Origin of the sequence: Thermoactinomyces sp. CICC 10521, from assembly GCF_016055135.1 — a bacterium.
GTDB lineage: Bacteria > Bacillota > Bacilli > Thermoactinomycetales > Thermoactinomycetaceae > Thermoactinomyces_A > Thermoactinomyces_A daqus.
This window is the reverse complement of the sequence record NZ_JAECVZ010000008.1, coordinates 1-18,865: the sequence shown is the minus strand read 5'-3', so window position 1 is coordinate 18,865 and position 18,865 is coordinate 1. Positions and strand designations below refer to the sequence as shown.

Sequence of the window (18,865 nt, the reverse complement as noted above, 5' to 3'; positions counted from 1 at the left end):
GTTTTCCGTTGTACTATGATGGCCGAAGTGAGAAAAAATATACCGGCACCGGTGCATCTTTGACGGAAGCCGCTCACAGGTCATCTCTTCTTCAACGGATTAACCGGCAACAATGTTTAACCGTTCTTTTCCTCCGTAAACATTCCACCAGGCGACGGCATTTTTTTGCAACACGTCATTCAGCTTCTGCACTCTTTTTACTCCCACGTTTAACAGCCATTCCCGCAGGGCTGCCTCCCCATGGCGGGCGTAGACGGGAATGCCGTCTTGCCAGGAGGCGCGGCCGCAGAGAACACCGGAGAAGGGAATCTGTGCTTCACCGGCGAACTCAAGGGTTTCGATAAAAACTTCATCCGTCACCCCGCCGCTTAAAAAGATAAAAGGCACTTCGGCGGCTGCGGCGGCTTCCTGCATCAGTGTTTTCGCTTCTTCCAGAGTGTATGCGACGGGATGGCCTTCGTTCGCTTTCAGTCCTTTCACATAGTGGACATTTACGGGCACTTCCACTTTCAAGACATCGATATGGTATGCCGGCCGTGAAAATTCCTTCATCATTTTCCTTACATTGTGCGGGCGGACTTTGGCAAATTCGATGCCCTTGCTGTCGGGAATGTGCCGGGAGTAACATAACGGTTCCAAAAAGAACGGAAGATTTAACGCTTTGCACTCCAGGCCCACCCGTTCAATCAGCGCCTGCTTGACGGTGTTGATTTCTTCCCGGTCATCGGGATCATAGTAAACGAGCAGTTTTACCGCCTGTGCTCCTCTCTGTTTTAAGCGCAGAACCGACCACTCGGGGAGCAGATCGGGCATGCGGTTTTCGTCTTCTGCGCTGTACCCGGTTTGCTCGTAAGCCATGATCAGTCCTGCATTGTCAGCGCGCTGTTTCGCGGCCGGCCATCCGTATTCGGGATCGAGCAGGATGCTGCTCGCATGGGGAGAAAGGATTTCCGAGACCAAGGTTTTAAAGGCAATGAGCTGTTTTTCCATTACCTCGTTTTGACTGTACTGAGCCAGTGCCTTTTTCAGTGATCCGCGTTGATCCATCGCCGTAGCCGTAATAATTCCCCGTTCATTGGCCAGTGAGCAGAGCAAGGAAAACTTTTCTTCGGTCATCAGGCGACCCATCGCGTTCCCTCCCGATCGGGCTATCATTCAATAAATTAAGAATTGATCGTTAATTATCAATATATTATTAATGTAATATACAGAGGAAAATTTTGCAAAGATATCCATCCTTGCGAGGTGAATGCATTGATTCGCATCTTCTGTCCAAATCCCGCTCTCGATCGGACGATTCTGTTGCCGGAATTGTGCTATGATGAGGTAAACCGGGCCACCGATTTCCGTGTTGTTCCCGGAGGAAAAGGATTAAATGTGGCTCGTGCCTGCCGCCATTTTCAGATGGCTGTGGCGATCTACGGATTTGTTGGGGGAATGGCGGGAGAGCTGGTGCAGGAAGGTTGCTGGATCCCGGGAATTTTCAACCGTTTGACCAAAATCAAAGGGGAAACGAGAATTTGCAGCATCTTCGTAGAAAAGAAAAACGGCCGGGTTACCGTCGTCAATGAACCCGGGCCGGAAGTGAGCGGGGAGGAACAAAGCGACTTGAAACAGAAGCTTTATTCCGACATCCGCGAAGGTGACATCGTGATCTTTTCCGGAAGCCTTCCCGGCGGTGTTTCCAGTTCCTTTTATGCCGAACTGGCCAGACAATTGACGGAAAAATCCGTAAAAATTATTGTGGATACGAGCGGAAAGGCGCTTCAAGAGGCGATGCGGGTAAATCCGTGGTTCGTCAAGCCCAATTTGGAAGAGTTTCAAGAACTGACGGGAGTGGCTGAAAATGCGGATCTCCGGACGATATTGCAGGAAATGAAAAACTGGATAAATCAAGGCGTGAAACACATGGTAGTGACATTGGGAAAAGAAGGTCTGCTCTACGCCGGTCAAACGGAGTGCTTTTTCCTGAAATCCCCGCGGGTTGCGGCCGTTAACCCCATTGCCTGCGGCGATACGTTGTTGGGCGGATTTGTTTCGCGGTATGTGCAAACAAAGAGAATCAGGCCTTCTTTGCAACTGGGGGTTGCTTGTGCCGCGGCCAACGCCATGAATCCGTACCCGGGGATTCCGGACGATGCGGATCTGAATGCTCTCACCGGACTTGTCGAAGCGGAGGAGATGGATTGATTGGCATAAAAACAAAAACCCCCGTCTCCCCGAAAGGACGGAGGTTTGCCAGAAGTCAGGCCTGCACTTTTTTCTTTCTTCCAAGCGGCAGGTTCGTCAAGAGAAGAATGCTGAAAATAATCAAACAAAGTCCGAAGCAGGTGGCCAGTCCGATTCGTTCCCGGAGGAAGATCGCTCCCCAGATGCAGCCGAAGATCGGAACGAGAAAGGTAACATACAAGGTCTGGGTCGGACCAACCTCTTTTAACAGCCGGAAATAGAGCAAGTACGCAAAGGCGGTGGAAAGGAGGGCCAATCCCAGGACGGACCAGATGACGGCCATCGATGGAATCTGCCCGGGTATGGTAAAACAGGCAAAAGGCAAGATGGCCACGGCAGAACCGAACATCTGGCCGATGGAGAGTTCCAGAGGGGTGGCGTTGAAATTTTTCTTGGCATAAATGGAACCGATCCCGTAAAAACAAGCGGCCATCAAGGAACTGACGATCGCGACAACGGTTTGCCAGTGAAGCTGGATCGTTGTCCAGCCCACCAAAACGATGACGCCGATAAAACCGGTAATAAGGCCGAGGATTTTTCTTGCGTTTAACGGTTCTTTAATCCAGATGCGGGCGATCACCGCAGAAAACAACGGGGTGGTTGCATTGAGAATGGCCGCGAACGAAGCGGGCAGGTATACTTCAGAAAACGAAATCAGCACAAACGGAATCGCCGCATTTACCGCTCCCAGAGCAATATATTTTTTCCAGCTGCCGATAAATCCAAGCCCTTTTTTAATGACCAGACCGTAGAGGAACAGGGCCAGAAAAGCGAATCCAAGGCGGAGGGCAACAAGGAATATCGGGCCGATCACCGGTGCAGCAATCCGCATGAATAAAAAGGAAGCCCCCCACAAAGCGGCCAGAGAGAATAAAAGGGACAGATTTCGCCAATTCATAGTCGCTCGAACCTTTCTGTTTCCAAATGGAATTTCTTATAAAAATAGTTTAATAGAAAATATGATGGATATAAAATAAAAGTTTTTCATATGCAAAGGAGCTGGGAGCATGAAACAGGAAAAGCAGCGGGGAGAATGGCAAGATCGTGATACAGCGTTATTTCTGCGATACGGGCATATTTTTGTTCCCGAGCGTGAAGAATGGGGCCGTACTTTCACGGACCTGATTCCCTTCGAAAGAGATGAATCTTTCGTCGCGGTGGAGATCGGGGCCGGAGGCGGATGGTTAAGTGAAACCATTCTGACTCAGTACCCGAACAGCAAAGTGATAGCCCTCGACGGTTCTCAGCAGATGATCCGGCATGCCCGCCGGCGTTTGCAATCTTTCGGGGATCGCGTTGAATTCCGGCTCTTTAATCTCTTTGATTACGAGTGGTACCGGATGTTTGATGAAAAGATCCATTGTTTTGTCAGCAGCTTGGTGATCCATCATCTGGACGGAGAGCAAAAGCGAGCGTTATTTAAAGGGTTATATTCGGTTTTGGATCCGGGCGGCGCTTTGCTCATAGCCGACATCATGAAAGAAACAAGTGAATATGCGCGGATTCATATGGGACGGGCTTGGGATGAGGAGACCGCCCGCCGCTCCCTGGATTTTGAGGGGAATTTGCAGGCATTTAACCAGTTTCAGAAAGAGAAGTGGAATTTATTTCATTATCCGGATCCGGCGGTGGATAAACCATCCACGTTGCCGGAACAGCTCGGTTGGCTGCAAGAGGCCGGTTTTACGGGAGTCGATGCTTTTTGGGTGAAAGCCGGACATGCTTTGTTCGGAGGGTATAAAAGGGGAGAAAAATAATACAGCGCTTGTCGATGCAGCGGGTAAATCCCTTCATTTGCACGGGGTTTACCCGCTGCATCGCTCTTGCTGGGCTTATCTGAAATGGCCCAAAGCGTGTTCGTCATGGTGGAAGTCGGAACCGCCCGTCACGATTAAATCATGTTGCTCTGCCATTTGCAAAAATTTTTTGGCTTCTCTTTTGCCATGCTGGCGGTGCCATACTTCGATCCCGTCGATCCCCATCAAGATAATTTCTTCAATGAGCTCATGGTTTTTCAGGTATCCAGGATGAGCCAGAACGGCGACCCCTCCTGCTTCGCGGATCATTCGGATGCCTTCGGGGAGCGGGAGTTCTTTTTTGCTGACATCGGCGGGTTTGCCATCGCCAAGATAGTGATTAAACACTTCTTTTGTATCATAGGCATAACCTTTGACCACGATGGCTTGGGCGATGTGCGGTCTGGCGATGATGCCGTTCCCGCTGATTTTTTTTACATCTTCCAGGGTGATCGGCATGCCCAGACGGCAAAACTTTTCGATGATTTTCTTGGCGCGTTCTTCCCGGTTTTCGCGAAATTCGGCCAAACGCGAGTGAAGCAGATCCAGATCGCGGATGTTATAACCTAAAATATCGATGCTCAGGCTTTGCCAGCGGGTGGATATCTCCACCCCGGGAATTACCGTCAAATCATAAGCCGGAGCCAGGCTGATCGCTTCACGGAGGCCGTCCAGCGTATCGTGATCGGTGATGGAAATCGTTTTTAACCCGACTTTGGTCGCGAGATCAAGGATTTCTGCCGGCCGGTAACGCCCGTCTGATGCGGTGGTATGAATATGCAGATCAAAAGTTCCCAATGGCAAATCATTCAGGATCTTCATTGTCAAAACTCCCTTGCGTGGATTAATGCATTATATGGAAATGAAATGGAAGGGTATAGGCCAAAGGAAAACAGGTATGTTGATGCAAATCAACTTCCGAAAGAAAAAAGAAGGTGTTTTTATCACGGGCGAAAAATATTTACTTTGCTGGAATCTTTTTCAAAACAGAAACGGTTGGCCCAAGCTCAGGCCAACTCGCATTACATATGGCAATACCCGGCTGTTTTGAAGATTAAACCGTAATCTTCTGAAAAGGAAAGGAAAATGGAACATGACGGTAAAAATGAGAGAAGCGCTTCCGGGACATTTATTGTACGATTTGTACGATGATGCGGAGATGACGATCCATTATCTGATTGATTCCTATGAGGAATGGAAGCAGAACTGGCGGCAGGTTCCGCTTAAAGTGACGGAAGCGCTGGAGGCGGTCGGGGCCAGATTCAGGCATGACCAGCATTTGATTGAGAAGCGCAGGCGGGAGATATTAATGGAACTGAAGCAACATTTTCCTGAAGTCTGGCAATATTTCCACCCGAACGGCGAATTCAGCCGCTACCATTGGGATTATGCCCGCTCTGCCTTTTGGTGCCGCCTCCGTTTCAAGCAGATAGGATCAGCAGGGGAAGAGGGCAATGAGGCAAAATCCGGTCAGGATGAGTATAAATATTGCATTTGCGGTTTCGCATAAATCCGGTCGTAATTCCCAGCTCATCAGCCAGGGTGAGCGCCAAATCGGTGGGGGCGGATTTGGACAACAGGATGCCGACGCCGATTTTGGCTGCTTTTAACAGGATTTCCGATGAAATGCGCCCGCTGAAAGCCACCAGCTTATCATGAAGCGGAATCGGGGAGCGCAGCCAGTGGCCGTAAAGTTTATCCAGTGCATTGTGCCGCCCGATGTCCGTACGCATGGCAAGAATCTGACTGCGGTCGCACAATGCGGCATTATGAACTCCGCCGGTCTGTCGAAAGCAATTGGACCGGCTGTGCATCATCTCCATCAGCTGAAAGCATTCGTCCAGCGTAACGACCGCCCGGCTGGTTACGGTTTTTGCCGTTTTCACGTCGTTGTGAAAATAAAAGGATTGTCTGCTCTTGCCGCAACAGGAGCCGATAAAGCGTTTGGAATAAAATTCTCGGGCTTGAGGGGATGGATTCCTCGTTTCCGCATAAGCAAACCCGCCTTTGTAATCGAGTGAAAGTGCTTTGAGATCGGATGAAGCCCGAATCACACCCTCGGCGGCGAGGAATCCGTACACGAGATCTTCCACATCGACCGGACTGCAGACGATGGTGGCAAATTCAATTCCATTCAGCATGATGGTCAGCGGATATTCCACGACAATATCATCTTCCACAGGTTCCAGCTCTGATTCATGGCAGCGAATCACCGGACGGCGGATCGATTGCTCCATAACCATACGCCCCTTTATAAAGGTTGAATCATTTGAGAAATAAAATATCTCATTTTATAATGATTATATCGTATCTCTAATGAAATTTTTCAGTTGGGAAAAACCTTAGTCTTTTGACAACCGGAAATTAAATGATGAGACATTTCAGGAAAAAGAGGGGAGAACAGTGGGGGAGACAAAACATACCGGGCCGGTCAAGCTGCCGAAATGGCCTGATCCCAAATTGTGGGTCAGCCCGATGCCTTTTGGATTGGGAAAGCTGAAACCGCACCATTTGCGGGATACGCTGAAAGTGGTTTGGGAAAATCGCGACCAGCTGGAGTTTGCGGCGCGCATTTTGACCAAGGGCGTCTGCGACGGGTGTGCGCTGGGAGTGGCCGGCTTGAGAGATCAGACATTGACCGGCATGCATCTGTGTACAACGCGTTTAAATCTGCTGCGACTCAATACGATGCCGGCGATCCGGCCCGATGTCCTTCATCGCGATATTGACGAACTACGTAAGTTGGACAGTACGGCGCTGCGAAAGCTGGGAAGAATTCCTTATCCGCTGCTCCGTTTAAAAGGGGAGCGTTCGTTTCGGAGGATCAGCTGGGATGAAGCATTACGGTACATCGCGGCGAAGGTGAAGGCGATTGATCCGAAGCAGATGGCGTTTTATTTGACCTCACGGGGGATTCCCAACGAAACTTATTATGTTGCCGCCAAAGTCGCCCGTTTTTTGGGCACCAACAACATTGACAACGCTTCTCGGATTTGTCACTCTCCTTCCAAGACAGCCCTGAAGCGGTCACTCGGAATCGGGGCATCCAGCTGCAGCTACAAGGATTGGATCGGGACGGATGTGCTCGTCTTCTGGGGGAGCGTTGCGGCCAATAATCAACCGGTCTCAACCAAATACATGTACGCTGCCAAACGAAAAGGGACCAAAATCATCGTGATTAACCCTTATCACGAACCGGCGATGGATCAATACTGGATTCCGTCGATTCCTGATTCCGCCCTGTTTGGGACAAAAATTGCGGATGATTTTTACCAGGTCAACATCGGCGGCGATATTGCCTTTATGAACGGCGTGATAAAGCATTGGTTTGAAATGGAAGAAAAAAATCCCGGCTCTGCGATCCGGCATGATTTTGTGCGCGAGCATGTGAACGGTCTGCCGGAATTGAAACAGCATGTACAGCAATACAGCTGGGAAGTGCTGGAGGAGTCGTCCGGATTGACGCGCGAACGGATGAAAGAGTTTGCCGAATTGTTGGCCAAAGCGGACTCCGCTGTTTTTGTCTGGTCGATGGGACTGACGCAACACCGCTTCGGTACCGATAATGTTTCCCAAGTCGTCAATTTGGCTCTGCTGCGCGGGTTTATCGGCCGGGAACACTGCGGGGTGATGCCGATCCGGGGCCATTCCGGCGTGCAGGGGTCAGGTGAGATGGGAGCCGATCCCTTCAGTTTGCCCGGCGGCGATTTCTCCGATGAAAACGTGGCCAGAATCGAACGGATCTGGGGGTTTCCGCTCCCGCGCTGGCAGGGGGATATCGTGGGGATATCATTGGAAAATGCGCTGTTGCCGGAGGATCATCAGCGAAAGCTGAAGCTTTTTTATACCTCCGGTGGCAATTTCCTGGAAACGATGCCGGACCCCGATTTTATGAGAAAGTGTTTGGAGAATATCGAAGTCCGCGTGCATCAGGATATTATTTTGAACACCTCCACTTTGACCGATGCCAAAGAAGCGGTTCTTGTTTTGCCGGCGATGACCCGGTATGAGATTCCGGGCGGGGTGACATCTACATCGACGGAACGGATGGTTTATTTTTCTCCGGAAATTGAAGGGCCCCGAATTGAAGAAGCGAGGCCGGAGTGGGAAATTTACCGGGATCTGGCGGCGCTTGTCCGTCCGGAGCAGAAGCGGCTGATTTGGTTTGAGACGACTTCGCAGATTCGGGAGGAGATCGCCAAGGCGGCGCCCGATTATGAGGGGATTCAAAACCTCCGGAAGCAGGGCGATGTCTTTCAGTGGGGCGGAGCCTGGCTGTGCGAGGGAGGAGAATGTCCCACCCCCGACGGACGCGGCCGATTGATTCCGATCGAATTGCCGGAGCGTAGAAAGGAGGAGGGACAGTTTTATGTCACTTCACGCCGGGGGAAACAGTTTAACTCCATGATTTATAACACGAGGGATCCTTTTAACGATGCTGATCGCTACGATGTTTTGATGAACCCCGACGATGCCGGAAGCCTTGGCATTGCGGAGGGAGAAGCGGTTGTCGTCCACAACGCGTATGGAATATTTCACGGACGGGCCAAATTTGCGCGAATCAAGGCGGGAAATCTTGAAGTGCACTGGCCTGAAGGAAATGTGCTTTTTCCCAAGGGCGTTTACGAAAAGTTTGCCGGCATCCCCGAATACAACGCGGCCGCTGTTTTGGAAAAGGCGGAAACGTTCCATGCGCATAAAGACCGAAAGTATATCAAAAAGCGGATCAAAGAATTGGACCTGGAGATTACATAGCGATCCGCTTTTCATCTGAGACGTTTCCGATTTGACAATTGATGCAATCGAATTTAGAATAAAAGCAATAAATAATGTGGAAAGGAACGGTACTTCGAGCGATGGACAACTAATTCTGCTTGGTTGAAGCGAAATTTCATTTGCAGAAATTTGCTTTCCGGAGCAGGATTCGTATGCCCATAGTTCGATGTGCCTTTTTTTGTGCCATATGTCAACGCCTTAAAACCTTGTGTTTTTTGGCGTATTTGGGATACGAATGCCTCTCTGGAAATAGGGAGGTTTTTTTGTGTTTGTATTGGAGACTTATCAACTGAAAAAGTGGGTGGCGGATCGTTTGCTTTTCTCCCTGGAGCGCTTGCAGATTAAAGCAGGGCAAAAAATAGGGGTTGTCGGGGTCAATGGTGCGGGCAAAACCACTTTGCTCCGGGTTTTGTCCGGGGAGTTGCCACCCGACGAGGGCAAGGTGTTGTCCCAGGGGACGACGGGCTGGATTCGGCAAATGGAGGAACAGGAGCGTTTGGAGGATGGCCCATCTGCTTTGAGCGGCGGGGAACGGACAAGGCGAAAGGTGATCCGTGCACTGGCGGAGAAACCGGAGCTCCTTTTTGCCGATGAACCGACCAGCCATCTGGATACAGAGTCGGTGGAATGGCTGGAAAAAGAACTGATCAAATATCCGGGAGCCGTTCTCCTGATTTCCCACGACCGCGCTTTGCTGGATGCGGTTTGCACCAAAATCATCGAGGTGGAAAACGGAAAGGTTCGTCTGTATCACGGAAACTACAGCGAATATCGTCGGCAGAAGGAAGAGGAGCTGGAACGTGCCCGTTTTGAATATGAACAGTATGTGGCAGAAAAAAAGAGGCTGACGAAGGTGGTTGCTGAGAAGAAGCAGAAAGCCCGTTCGATGGAAAAGCCGCCCAAGGGAATGAGCGCGTCTGAGGCAAGATTGATATCCAACAAAGGAAAGGCGAATTCAGCCAGGGCAAAGATGGAAAAACAAGCGAAAGCGATCGAGTCCCGGATCGAGAAACTTGCCAAAAAAGAAAAGCCGGTGGAACTGCCGACGGTTCAGTTCGATTTAAATGTTTATCGTCCCATTAAAGGGAAAAATGCGCTCAGGATTGAAAACATGAGCAAACGCTTTGAGAAAAAAGTGTTGTTTCACCAGCTTACCTGTACCATTCCCAACGGCAAGAAAGTGGCTGTTCCGGGCAAAAACGGGGTTGGCAAATCCACCCTGCTTCAGATGATTGCATCTGGGGCAGACGGGGTTCACCTTCCTCCTTCGGCGAAAATCGGCTACTTCCATCAACAATTGGCCAATCTCGATGAAACGAAGTCAATTCTCGACAATGTGAGAGAGAGCAGCCCTTATTCTGAACAGCTGATTCGCACTGTTCTGGCACGTCTTTTGTTTCAGCGCGAAGCAGTTTATAAAACGGTTGGTGTGCTGAGCGGGGGAGAAAAGGTAAAAGTGGCACTGGCCAAGGTGTTTTTAAGCGATGCAAATCTGTTGTTGCTCGATGAACCGACCAACTTTTTGGATATCTTCACCCGTGAACAGCTGGAAACGGTTTTGCAGGCTTATCCGGGAACCATCCTCTTTGCCTCCCACGACCGTCAATTGATCCGGAAGCTGGCCGACCACATGCTGATTCTGCGCAATGGAAAAGCGATGTACGTTGCCGAGGGATACGACGAATATCAAACCCGTCTGAACCGGAAGTCACTCCATTCCGAACAAAGCCTGAAAGAGCGTCTGCTAAAGGTGGAAACGGAGTTGACGCAGATCCTGGGCCGCTTGTCCATGCCGCAAAAGGAGGATGACGTGGAACAGCTCGAACAGCGGTACCAGGCGCTGCTAAAAGAAGTGAAGCAACTGCGGGAAATGAAATCGTAAAATGAAAAGAGAAATGAAAGGAGCAGAAGTGAATCGTTTCTGCTCCCCATCTTCATCAACCGGCAGAAAGCGGAAGATCAGGAGGCTTAAAATGTGGTCAGGCTATTTCTCCATCCCGGCAGGAATTTTACTTATTTTGTATAAAATGTAAATAAAACTGAAATTCACAGCCGGGAGGGGAATAGCGTCATGTCGTATGACAACAGAGAAAAAAAGAAACGGGATACAGGGACAACCAAGGTGATTTCGAAATTTTTGAATGTTCCGGAGGACTATGTCAGAGAGCGTTTGACCAAAGAAAAAAGAGAGTGGATTTTCTCGAAAATAAAGGATTTTTTAAAAGAATTTTATCGAAAACAGGAAAGCAAGTGAAAAGCGGCTTTTCCGGAATCCGGTCACCCCGGTCGGATGTGACAATGGCAAGGCATGAAGCAAAGAAAAAAGCCCGCTCCGTACAGGCTGCGGGCTGGTCTGGTGATCCGGAAATCGCGTCTTCCCGGTTCAGCCGCCGATATAGGACATTTCGATTTTTTTTCTGTTTTTCCCATCACCGGTCAGGAATCGTTCTTCAGAGTAGCGGTCTGCCCGTTTTGCCCACAGTTTTTCGATAAACCGGCGAAGTTTTTCGTCGTCTGCACCTTGCCGCATGAAATCCCGCAGGTTGAAGCCCTCCGTCGCAAAGAGGCACGTGTATAAAAAACCGTCGGAAGAGAGGCGCAGTCGGGTGCAGGAGGAACAAAAAGGCTGGGTGATCGAAGGGATCATTCCGACTTCGGTTTCGGTTCCCTGATAGCGGTAACGCGTGGCAACTTCGCCAAAATAAGCGGGGTTGATCGCTTCAAGCGGCATTTCGGCATGAATGCGACTGATGATTTCCTGCTTGGAGATTACCTGGTCTGCATTCCAACCGTTGCTGTTGCCGACATCCATAAATTCAATAAAGCGGACAACCAATTCCCGTTCGCGGAAATATCGGGCCACCTCAACGATTTCCGTGTCATTCACTCCTTTGATCACCACCATGTTCACTTTCACCGAAAGCCCTGCCTTCTGTGCGGCTTCGATTCCTTGCAATACGTCGCGTACACTGTAATTTCGGGAGTTCAGCCGATGAAAGGTATCATCGCGCAATGTGTCGAGACTGACATTGATTCGCTTGAGACCGGCCTGTTTCAGCGGGGCAGCGAATTTCGTCAGTAAAACGCCATTGGTGGTCATGGCGAGATCTTGCAGCGGTTTTATGTCGGCGAGCATTTCGATGAGGTGGACAATTCCCTGCCTGAGCAAGGGTTCGCCTCCGGTGATCCGGATTTTGGAAACGCCCAGTTCCGTGAAGATGTGTGCCAAGCGGACGATTTCCTCAAACGTTAACAATTTTTCTTTCGGAAGAAACGAAAATCCCGAACCGAACAATTCTTCCGGCATGCAATAGCGACAGCGGAAATTGCAACGGTCGGTCACGGAAATACGCAAATCCCGCAGAGGGCGACCCAGCGAATCGACGATGGGTTTCAATTTTTTCATCTCCTTTTACCTGAGCGGCTCACCCGCCGCTGATCGGCGGAATCAAGGCCACTTCATCCTTCGTTCCGATGATTGTCTCTTCACGGGCGTATTCCTGATTGACGGCAATCATGCAAGTCTCAATCAGTTCCCGGCATTCGGGATACTGCCGGCCCAGCTCGCGGCGAAGGGCAGAGACCGTCATGTTTTCCACGGCGGTAATACTGATCGAGTTCCCCAGTTTCTCCCCGATTTCAGCAAAACACAAAATGCGGATCATTTCCTCTCTTCCCCCCTGGCCCCTGATTGGCTGCTAACCCAGAAGGAGCCATCTTCACCGTGCTCTTTTTTCCAGATCGGTACCAGTTCTTTTATTTTTTCGATGGCGTACCGGCAACCTTTGAACGAAGCATCGCGATGGGGAGAGGAAACGGCAATGGCCACAGCCACGTCGCCGATTTCCAGCCGTCCGATGCGGTGGACGATCGCGATTTTGCTGCAGTCAAACTTCTCCAGTGTTTCTTCACCGATTTTTTGCAGCATTTTTTCTGCCATCTCCTGATAAGCTTCATACTCGAGAAAGATCGTTTTTTTTCCGTTTGTCAGTTCGCGCACCGTTCCCATGAAGGTGGTGATCGCGCCGCAATTGCGATCCTGAACCCATTCAATCAAAGGAGAAAGTTCGATTTTTTCGCGGGTGACCGAAAAATTTTTCATGTTGCTTCCACTCCCATAATCCTGAGCAAATATTCAATGCACTTTTCCTGATCATGGACGAACCAATACGGGCACGGGATGGCCCCATCCAACGGAACGCGGGTGAGCACAGCGATAATCCGGTTCAGTTCTTTCAATTGCTCCCATTCTTCCTTTGTGTTAATCAATACAACTTTGGGATGATTTTCATGTTTAAAACCTTCAACCAGGATGAGATCCACTTCACCCATAGAGGATATCAGGTCGGCAAGGGCAGACGGCCGCCTTGAAAACACAGCCGTTTGCGATGCGGAAGTGATGCTGACCGGGTCTGCACCGGCCTGGCTCAATTTCCACGAATCGGTGCCCTCCCGGTCGAAAGTGAAGTCATGCCCGTCATGTTTGATTGCGCCGACACGAAGGCCGCGTTTGGTCCATTCCTGAATCAGGCGGCAACAAAAAGTGGTTTTGCCGGCGTTCTTGAAACCGACAACTTGGATGATTCGCTTCGTCACAATATCACTCCAGTTTTTTAAGCATCAGCACTTGCACTTGATCCCCTTTTTTGACACCGCGCCCGCCGGGCGGAACGATGATCAGGCAGTTGGTGTCGCGGATGGTCAGCGTAACGCTTGATTTTTCCAACCCGGCTGGTCGCACGTAAACCCGGCCGTCTTCGATCTGATAAATTCCCCGGACATACCGCTCAAAGCCGGAAGGCTTGGTAAAATCGACAGCCATGGATGCTGTGATCAGCGGCAAGTCGAACTCCGTTTTCCCCATCATCCCCAGGATCACCGGACGAACAAAAAGCTCAAACCCGACGAAGCAGGCACCCGGGTTTCCGGAAAGCGCGAACAGGAACCGATTATTTCTCACGCCGACAGTCGTGGGACTTCCCGGGCGCATGGCCAATTTATTGAAAAGCATCTGTCCGTCCCAGCGTTCAAAAATGTCGACGAGGATATCGTAATCACCGACAGACACCCCGCCGGTGGTGATCACGAGATCCGCTGTTTCCATCGCCTGTAAAATGGCGGTTTGCGCTTGGGAGACATCGTCAGGCAAAATCGGCTGCATGAGAGGTTCGGCGCCGCAGTCAAGGAGCAGGCTGTACAACATGTAACTGTTGCTGTTGCGGATCTTCCCGGGTTCGAGGGGCGCATCTGCTTCCAAAAGTTCCGAACCGGTGGCAAAAATGGCAACTCTGGGTTTGCGGTAAACTTTTACTTGCGCATGGCCAAACGTCGCGAGCAAGGCGATTTCACCTGGTCCGATCCGCCGGCCTTTATGTAACAGAAGGGTTCCTTGCTCCAGTTCTTCCCCGATCGCAGCCACATTGGTGCCCGGGGCGATTTCCCGTTCGACACCGACATAGGTTTCGCCGTTTTTTACGGCCGTTTGTGTCATCTCCAGCATGACGACCGCATCGGCGCTGTCCGGAACAGCTGCCCCCGTCATAATTCTCGATGCGGTGGTGTCGGTGATTTCACAGCGCGGAACGTTGCCGCAAGGGATTGTTTCCAATACTTTCAGCCAGACGGGATTTTCTTTGGTGGCCCCTTTCGTGGCCCGCGCCTGGATGGCGAATCCGTCCATACTCGAGCGGCGGAAATGGGGAAGCGGAATCGGTGCGGTGATCTCCTCGGCCAGGGTGCGTCCGTGACACTGGGACAAGGGGAGAATTTCCGTGTCCAGTTCGTTGATATGCGGAAGCAGCCGGGCCCTGGCTTCTTTTACTTTGACAATTTCACGCTGAAAACGCACAAAACCCCTCCTTTTTCAATCGTGATTGGTGTTGCCGGCCAACAGGGCAAGGGCATGGGGGAGTACGGGCCGGATGATTGCAAAGCATTCTTCCACGCCTTTGGGACTTCCGGGTAGATTGATGATCAGGGTCTGATTGCGGATTCCGGCAACAGCGCGGGACAGGATGGCGAATTTCGTCTGTTTCAGCGTCTCCATGCGCATCGCTTCGCACAGTCCGGGCGCTTCTTTATGAATGACGGCCCGGGTGGCTTCCGGTGTGACGTCCCGTGGGGCAAACCCGGTACCGCCGGTGGTGAAGACGAGCTGGCATCCGGTTTCATCCGCCAATTTTTTCAATGTTTGTTCGATTTGAGCTTGTTCATCAGGGACGATTTCATAAGCACACAAATCCCAATCCCGGCATAACTCTTTCAACAATGCGCCGCTTTTGTCGTCTTGTTCTCCTCTGGCGCACCGGTCGCTGACAGTGACGATCCCCACGCGAATGCTCATCTGCCGTCACCTGTCTTTCCGTCAAATTGAAAATGCCCGCTTTTTCCGCCTTGTTTTTCCGCCAGATGAGTCGGACCGATCACCATCTCAGGATCAATCGCTTTGCACATATCATAAATGGTCAAGGCGGCGATGCTGGCAGCCGTTAAGGCTTCCATTTCCACACCCGTCACGCCGACCGTTTTGACTGTCGCGATAATCTCAATTTCCTGCTCGGAGAGAAAATCAAACCGGAGGTCGATTCCGGTCGTAAAAATGGGGTGGCACATCGGAATCAGTTCCGCCGTTTTCTTGGCAGCCATGATTCCTGCGACTTGGGCGACGGCCAAGACATCTCCTTTTGCCATTTTTCCTTGTTTAATTATTTGCAGTGTCTCCGGTTTCATGGTAACCTTGCTTTTCGCCACCGCAATTCGTTCTGTCGCTTTCTTATGAGAAACATCAACCATTTTCGCCCGGTTTTGTTCGTTGAAATGGGTGAGCATGCTTAACCTCCTTCGGGCTGCGGATAAAACCGGCCTCTCAAGCGTGGCGCGGGCCGGATCAATTTTTCTTGAGCTCCCGTCTCTTTTTAAGGATATAGTTAACCGATCATCAAAGTAAAGTATATCCTTTGCATTAAAAAGGAAGAGGAGGCAGAGGATGAATACGGAAAATCCCATTGACCAGGGGACGGGGGCGCAATGGGATCTGGAGAGGACGATAAGGGCTTCATCATTTTTGCCTGCCCGGCAGGTGTTGAACGAAGAGCAGCAAGGCAAAAGAAAGCGCGGCAGAACACAGTGCCCACAAAAGGGCAAGCCGGTTTTGCCCCGATTCGATCGCCATGTACATCGCCATCGGCAAGGTCTGGGTCCGACCGGGAATATTTCCGGCGACGAGCAGCGTAGCGCCGAATTCTCCCAAACTGCGTGCAAAACCGAGGATCACCGCAGTGATCATGGCGCGCCTGGACAACGGGAGATAAATATGGAGGAACACCTGCCAGTCATTCGCTCCGTCACACTTGGCTGCAAATTCAAGTTCCGGGTCGAGGGAGGAAAATGCGGTTTTAAATGTTTGATAGACGAGCGGGAATGAGACGACCACGGCCGCTGCAACAGCTCCCCAATAAGTAAAGATAAACGGGATCGGCAGGAAACGTTCCAGTCCGTCCTTGCCCAGCACGGCCAGCAAAAACAGACCGACGGCCGTGGGAGGAAGGACGAGCGGAAGCAGGAGACAGGTTTCGAGCAGACTTTTGCCGCGAAAAGATGTTCGGGCCATGATCCAGGCAAATAAAATGCCCGTCAAAATCTCGATCAGTGTGGCCAATAAGGCGATGCGGATCGAGATAATGATCGGACTCCAGAATGACTCAACCAATGAAAAACACCTCTACTGCTGCTTTGTCACGAAGCCATACTTGTGTAAAATAGGAATGGATTGTTTTGATAATAAAAACTTTTCATATTCCGCGGCAATTCCGGCCTGTTTGGTCTGTTTGACCGTGCCGACAAAGTATTGGATCGGTTGGTGGCTGTTTTCGGGCAAGGTTTGGACGATCCGCACTTTTTTCGATGTCAGCGCATCGGTTTTATACACGATTCCGGCATTGACCTGTCCTTGTTCCACATAGGTCAAAACTTGTCGCACATCTTTGCCGAACACGAATTTGTGTTTCAGATCGTCCCACAGATGAAAAGAATGCAATGCCTGATCAGCATACCTGCCGGCGGGGACGAATTTGGGTTCGCCGATGGCCACCCATTTGACACGGGAGGCCGTAAGGTCATTCAGCGACTGGAGATGATCGCTGCCTGTTTTCGGCTCAATTAATACGAGGGAGTTGCCGGCGAAAGAATGGACCGTTTGCTTCAGAATCAGATTTTTGCCGGTCAGGGCATCCATCTCTTTTTTGCTGGCAGACAGATAAACATCAACCGGTGCCCCTTTTTCAATCTGCTGTTTCAGAGAACCCGAAGCGCCGAAGTTGACCTTTACGTCCACTTGCGGATGCGATGCTTCAAATTTGCGTGTGATTTCCGAAACGGCATCGCTCATGCTTGCCGGTGCGGAAACAATCAGGGTTGCTTTGCCGGAGGAAGGGCTGCATCCTGTAACAAGACCGCTGAGCAGCATGAAAAACGCGAACATACGAATCATGAAGTCATGAGCCGATCGAATGATGCATCAGCCTTTCCATATGATAGAAGTTTCTTGATCATATTAATGAATAAAATCGAAATCGTCAATCTGCTGAGAAGCAAATCAGGAGGTGGGTTGATTGCTCTCGGGTGTCATTTTGGCAGGAGGGGAAAACCGGAGGATGAACGGGAGAGTAAAAGCGCTTCTGCCTTTTGAGGACAGTACCTTTTTGCAGGTGCAGCTGAGGGAAATGAAAAAAGTGTGTGCGGAAGTTTTGGTGGTGACCAATCAGCCGGATTTGTTTTCTTTTGCCCTGGATGAACAGGTGCGGGTCATCTGGGATCGCACTCCGGGATTGGGGCCGCTGGGAGGGATGGAGGCCGCATTTGACGAGGTTCGCCAACGTGACGTCTGGATTGTCGGGTGCGACATGCCTTTCCTGTCCGGGGAAGTGGCGCAAGCATTGGCTGAATTGCGCACACGGTCATCATATGACGCCGTGATCCCTGTCATAAAGGGAAAAATCCAACCCCTGCATGCCATTTACCACCGGGACAGCGGAAAAGGGATTTCCCGCCTGCTGCAAAAGGGAATGCGGCAGGTAAAGCATTTTTTGGATTCAATTCATTGTTGTTATGTAGAGGAAACTTTTTTTGAGAACCGGTCACTCCCCGTTCAGTTTGCGGAAAATGTCAATACGCCGGAAGATTACCAAAAAATCTTGGACGGGGGCCGGGGGATTAATTAGATTCCTTTCTTTTGCCACTGCTTGGTCACTTCGCGAATGCGGTCCAACTGTTCCCAGTAATTGTGAAGCGCAGTTTTTCCTTCATGGGAGATCCGGATTGTCGTGTGAGGGATTTTTTTGCGTACAAACTGCTTGCTGATAGCGACATAGCCCGCTTTTTCCAATTTGGAAAGATGGGAAGACAAATTCCCTTTCGTCAATCCGGTCAATTCCTGCAAGAAGAGGAATTCGGCCATGGTACAGGCATCCAGCGCACTCATGATCGCCAGCCGGGCTGGTTCGTGAATCAATTTGTCCAAGCGGGTCATCTCTTTAAACGGCATCATCGGTGATCGCCTCCCTTAATTGATCTATCTGTTTAACCAGTTTGTATTATAAACCAGAGCGGAGTGAAAGAAAACACCTTCAGATCCCGGTAAACAAAACCCAGGAGATGAAAGTTAAAGCAGGGGATGGTTTTCACCTTCCACAAAAAAGAGTCTCCTTGTCATGTCAACCACTGGTTTATGCATAATGGTCTGATCGTTACGCCAAATCCACGCGTTTCTTCTCATTTTCTTTGCATGGACTGAGGAATCGTCCTTTTCGTCTTTTTCAAGATCCTAAACCTCATCAAAAATGACGCATGGATGGATAATATGATCCGAAGATTTCCGTTGTTTAACCCCGCTTATTTATCATCATGCGAATCCATATGGAAAGGACGATCTTGATGTGAGGAATAAGGGACCACTCTGTAAAAGAGTGGTTGAGGTTGTTGACAAAGAAGGTCAACAGCCTTTTTTGTTGAAAAGGTATAAAAAAACATTCCGAAGGAAGGTTTCTATGTTCAGGACGAATTCATCC

At 50.3% G+C, this 18,865-nt stretch carries 20 protein-coding genes; 6 read left to right on the top strand and 14 right to left on the bottom strand.

Going from position 1 to position 18,865, the window contains the following annotated elements:
* Nucleotides 1-99: 99 nt before the first annotated feature.
* Nucleotides 100-1,128 (bottom strand): tagatose 1,6-diphosphate aldolase, encoded by a 1,029-nt coding sequence (locus I8U17_RS07600; RefSeq protein ID WP_198059226.1) that lies wholly within the window; start codon nucleotides 1,126-1,128, stop codon nucleotides 100-102.
* Nucleotides 1,129-1,254: 126 nt separating this feature from the next.
* Here I8U17_RS07600 and I8U17_RS07595 point away from each other — a divergent pair, with 126 nt between their 5' ends.
* Nucleotides 1,255-2,190 (top strand): 1-phosphofructokinase family hexose kinase, encoded by a 936-nt coding sequence (locus tag I8U17_RS07595; RefSeq protein WP_198059225.1) that lies wholly within the window; start codon nucleotides 1,255-1,257, stop codon nucleotides 2,188-2,190.
* A gap of 55 nt (nucleotides 2,191-2,245) precedes the next feature.
* On the opposite strand, the gene I8U17_RS07590 is transcribed toward I8U17_RS07595, so the two are convergent.
* Nucleotides 2,246-3,127: a DMT family transporter gene (locus tag I8U17_RS07590; protein ID WP_033099914.1), complete on the bottom strand. Its 882-nt coding sequence runs from the start codon at nucleotides 3,125-3,127 to the stop codon at nucleotides 2,246-2,248.
* Between the two features lie 109 nt (nucleotides 3,128-3,236).
* On the opposite strand from I8U17_RS07590, the gene I8U17_RS07585 reads away from it, so the two are divergent.
* Entirely contained in the window at nucleotides 3,237-3,986 is a 750-nt protein-coding gene (locus I8U17_RS07585) for a class I SAM-dependent methyltransferase (protein ID WP_198059224.1), read from the top strand.
* Between the two features lie 75 nt (nucleotides 3,987-4,061).
* Here I8U17_RS07585 and I8U17_RS07580 read toward each other — a convergent pair whose 3' ends face one another.
* The gene (locus I8U17_RS07580) at nucleotides 4,062-4,847 is read right to left on the bottom strand and encodes a PHP domain-containing protein (RefSeq protein WP_033099916.1); all 786 of its coding nucleotides are present in this window, start codon (nucleotides 4,845-4,847) and stop codon (nucleotides 4,062-4,064) included.
* A gap of 271 nt (nucleotides 4,848-5,118) precedes the next feature.
* On the opposite strand from I8U17_RS07580, the gene I8U17_RS07575 reads away from it, so the two are divergent.
* A complete protein-coding gene (locus I8U17_RS07575; protein WP_198059223.1) occupies nucleotides 5,119-5,535 on the top strand; it encodes a hypothetical protein in 417 nt (138 codons plus the stop codon).
* Here the strand turns inward: I8U17_RS07575 and fdhD are convergent.
* Complete coding sequence (gene fdhD, locus I8U17_RS07570; protein ID WP_198059222.1) at nucleotides 5,447-6,262, bottom strand: formate dehydrogenase accessory sulfurtransferase FdhD; 816 nt, start codon at nucleotides 6,260-6,262, stop codon at nucleotides 5,447-5,449. The two genes, I8U17_RS07575 and fdhD, sit on opposite strands and share 89 nt — an antisense overlap.
* Nucleotides 6,263-6,428: 166 nt before the next feature.
* Between fdhD and I8U17_RS07565 the strand changes: the two genes are divergently transcribed.
* Together I8U17_RS07565 and abc-f are read left to right on the top strand one after the other, a co-directional pair.
* Nucleotides 6,429-8,780: an FdhF/YdeP family oxidoreductase gene (locus I8U17_RS07565; protein ID WP_198059221.1), complete on the top strand. Its 2,352-nt coding sequence runs from the start codon at nucleotides 6,429-6,431 to the stop codon at nucleotides 8,778-8,780.
* Nucleotides 8,781-9,066: 286 nt separating this feature from the next.
* Complete coding sequence (gene abc-f, locus I8U17_RS07560; protein WP_198059220.1) at nucleotides 9,067-10,683, top strand: ribosomal protection-like ABC-F family protein; 1,617 nt, start codon at nucleotides 9,067-9,069, stop codon at nucleotides 10,681-10,683.
* A gap of 501 nt (nucleotides 10,684-11,184) precedes the next feature.
* Here abc-f and moaA read toward each other — a convergent pair.
* The 9 genes from moaA to modA form a co-directional block, all read right to left on the bottom strand.
* Nucleotides 11,185-12,198 (bottom strand): GTP 3',8-cyclase MoaA, encoded by a 1,014-nt coding sequence (moaA, locus tag I8U17_RS07555; protein ID WP_033099921.1) that lies wholly within the window; start codon nucleotides 12,196-12,198, stop codon nucleotides 11,185-11,187.
* Between the two features lie 28 nt (nucleotides 12,199-12,226).
* Nucleotides 12,227-12,466 (bottom strand): molybdopterin converting factor subunit 1, encoded by a 240-nt coding sequence (moaD, locus tag I8U17_RS07550; protein ID WP_033099922.1) that lies wholly within the window; start codon nucleotides 12,464-12,466, stop codon nucleotides 12,227-12,229.
* Nucleotides 12,463-12,903 carry a molybdenum cofactor biosynthesis protein MoaE gene (locus I8U17_RS07545; RefSeq protein WP_198059219.1) on the bottom strand — a complete coding sequence of 147 codons (441 nt, stop codon included), beginning with the start codon at nucleotides 12,901-12,903 and terminating at the stop codon, nucleotides 12,463-12,465. The genes moaD and I8U17_RS07545 overlap by 4 nt, the downstream gene beginning before the upstream one ends.
* On the bottom strand, nucleotides 12,900-13,397 hold the full coding sequence (mobB, locus tag I8U17_RS07540; protein WP_198055799.1) for a molybdopterin-guanine dinucleotide biosynthesis protein B: 498 nt from the start codon (nucleotides 13,395-13,397) through the stop codon (nucleotides 12,900-12,902). Before mobB ends, I8U17_RS07545 begins: the two co-directional genes overlap by 4 nt.
* A 4-nt stretch (nucleotides 13,398-13,401) precedes the next feature.
* Nucleotides 13,402-14,649: a molybdopterin molybdotransferase MoeA gene (locus tag I8U17_RS07535; RefSeq protein WP_033099925.1), complete on the bottom strand. Its 1,248-nt coding sequence runs from the start codon at nucleotides 14,647-14,649 to the stop codon at nucleotides 13,402-13,404.
* Between the two features lie 15 nt (nucleotides 14,650-14,664).
* A complete protein-coding gene (gene mog / locus I8U17_RS07530; protein ID WP_198055800.1) occupies nucleotides 14,665-15,144 on the bottom strand; it encodes a molybdopterin adenylyltransferase in 480 nt (159 codons plus the stop codon).
* Nucleotides 15,141-15,629 carry a cyclic pyranopterin monophosphate synthase MoaC gene (gene moaC / locus I8U17_RS07525; RefSeq protein WP_198055801.1) on the bottom strand — a complete coding sequence of 163 codons (489 nt, stop codon included), beginning with the start codon at nucleotides 15,627-15,629 and terminating at the stop codon, nucleotides 15,141-15,143. Before moaC ends, mog begins: the two co-directional genes overlap by 4 nt.
* A 229-nt stretch (nucleotides 15,630-15,858) precedes the next feature.
* Nucleotides 15,859-16,509, bottom strand: coding sequence for a molybdate ABC transporter permease subunit (gene modB, locus I8U17_RS07520; protein WP_033099928.1), 651 nt, complete (start codon nucleotides 16,507-16,509; stop codon nucleotides 15,859-15,861).
* Nucleotides 16,510-16,521: 12 nt separating this feature from the next.
* On the bottom strand, nucleotides 16,522-17,289 hold the full coding sequence (gene modA / locus I8U17_RS07515; protein ID WP_198059218.1) for a molybdate ABC transporter substrate-binding protein: 768 nt from the start codon (nucleotides 17,287-17,289) through the stop codon (nucleotides 16,522-16,524).
* A gap of 121 nt (nucleotides 17,290-17,410) precedes the next feature.
* Between modA and mobA the strand changes: the two genes are divergently transcribed.
* Entirely contained in the window at nucleotides 17,411-18,019 is a 609-nt protein-coding gene (gene mobA / locus I8U17_RS07510; protein ID WP_370589225.1) for a molybdenum cofactor guanylyltransferase, read from the top strand.
* Here the strand turns inward: mobA and I8U17_RS07505 are convergent.
* On the bottom strand, nucleotides 18,016-18,345 hold the full coding sequence (locus I8U17_RS07505) for a transcriptional regulator (RefSeq protein WP_033099930.1): 330 nt from the start codon (nucleotides 18,343-18,345) through the stop codon (nucleotides 18,016-18,018). The two genes, mobA and I8U17_RS07505, sit on opposite strands and share 4 nt — an antisense overlap.
* Between the last annotated feature and the right edge of the window lie 520 nt (nucleotides 18,346-18,865).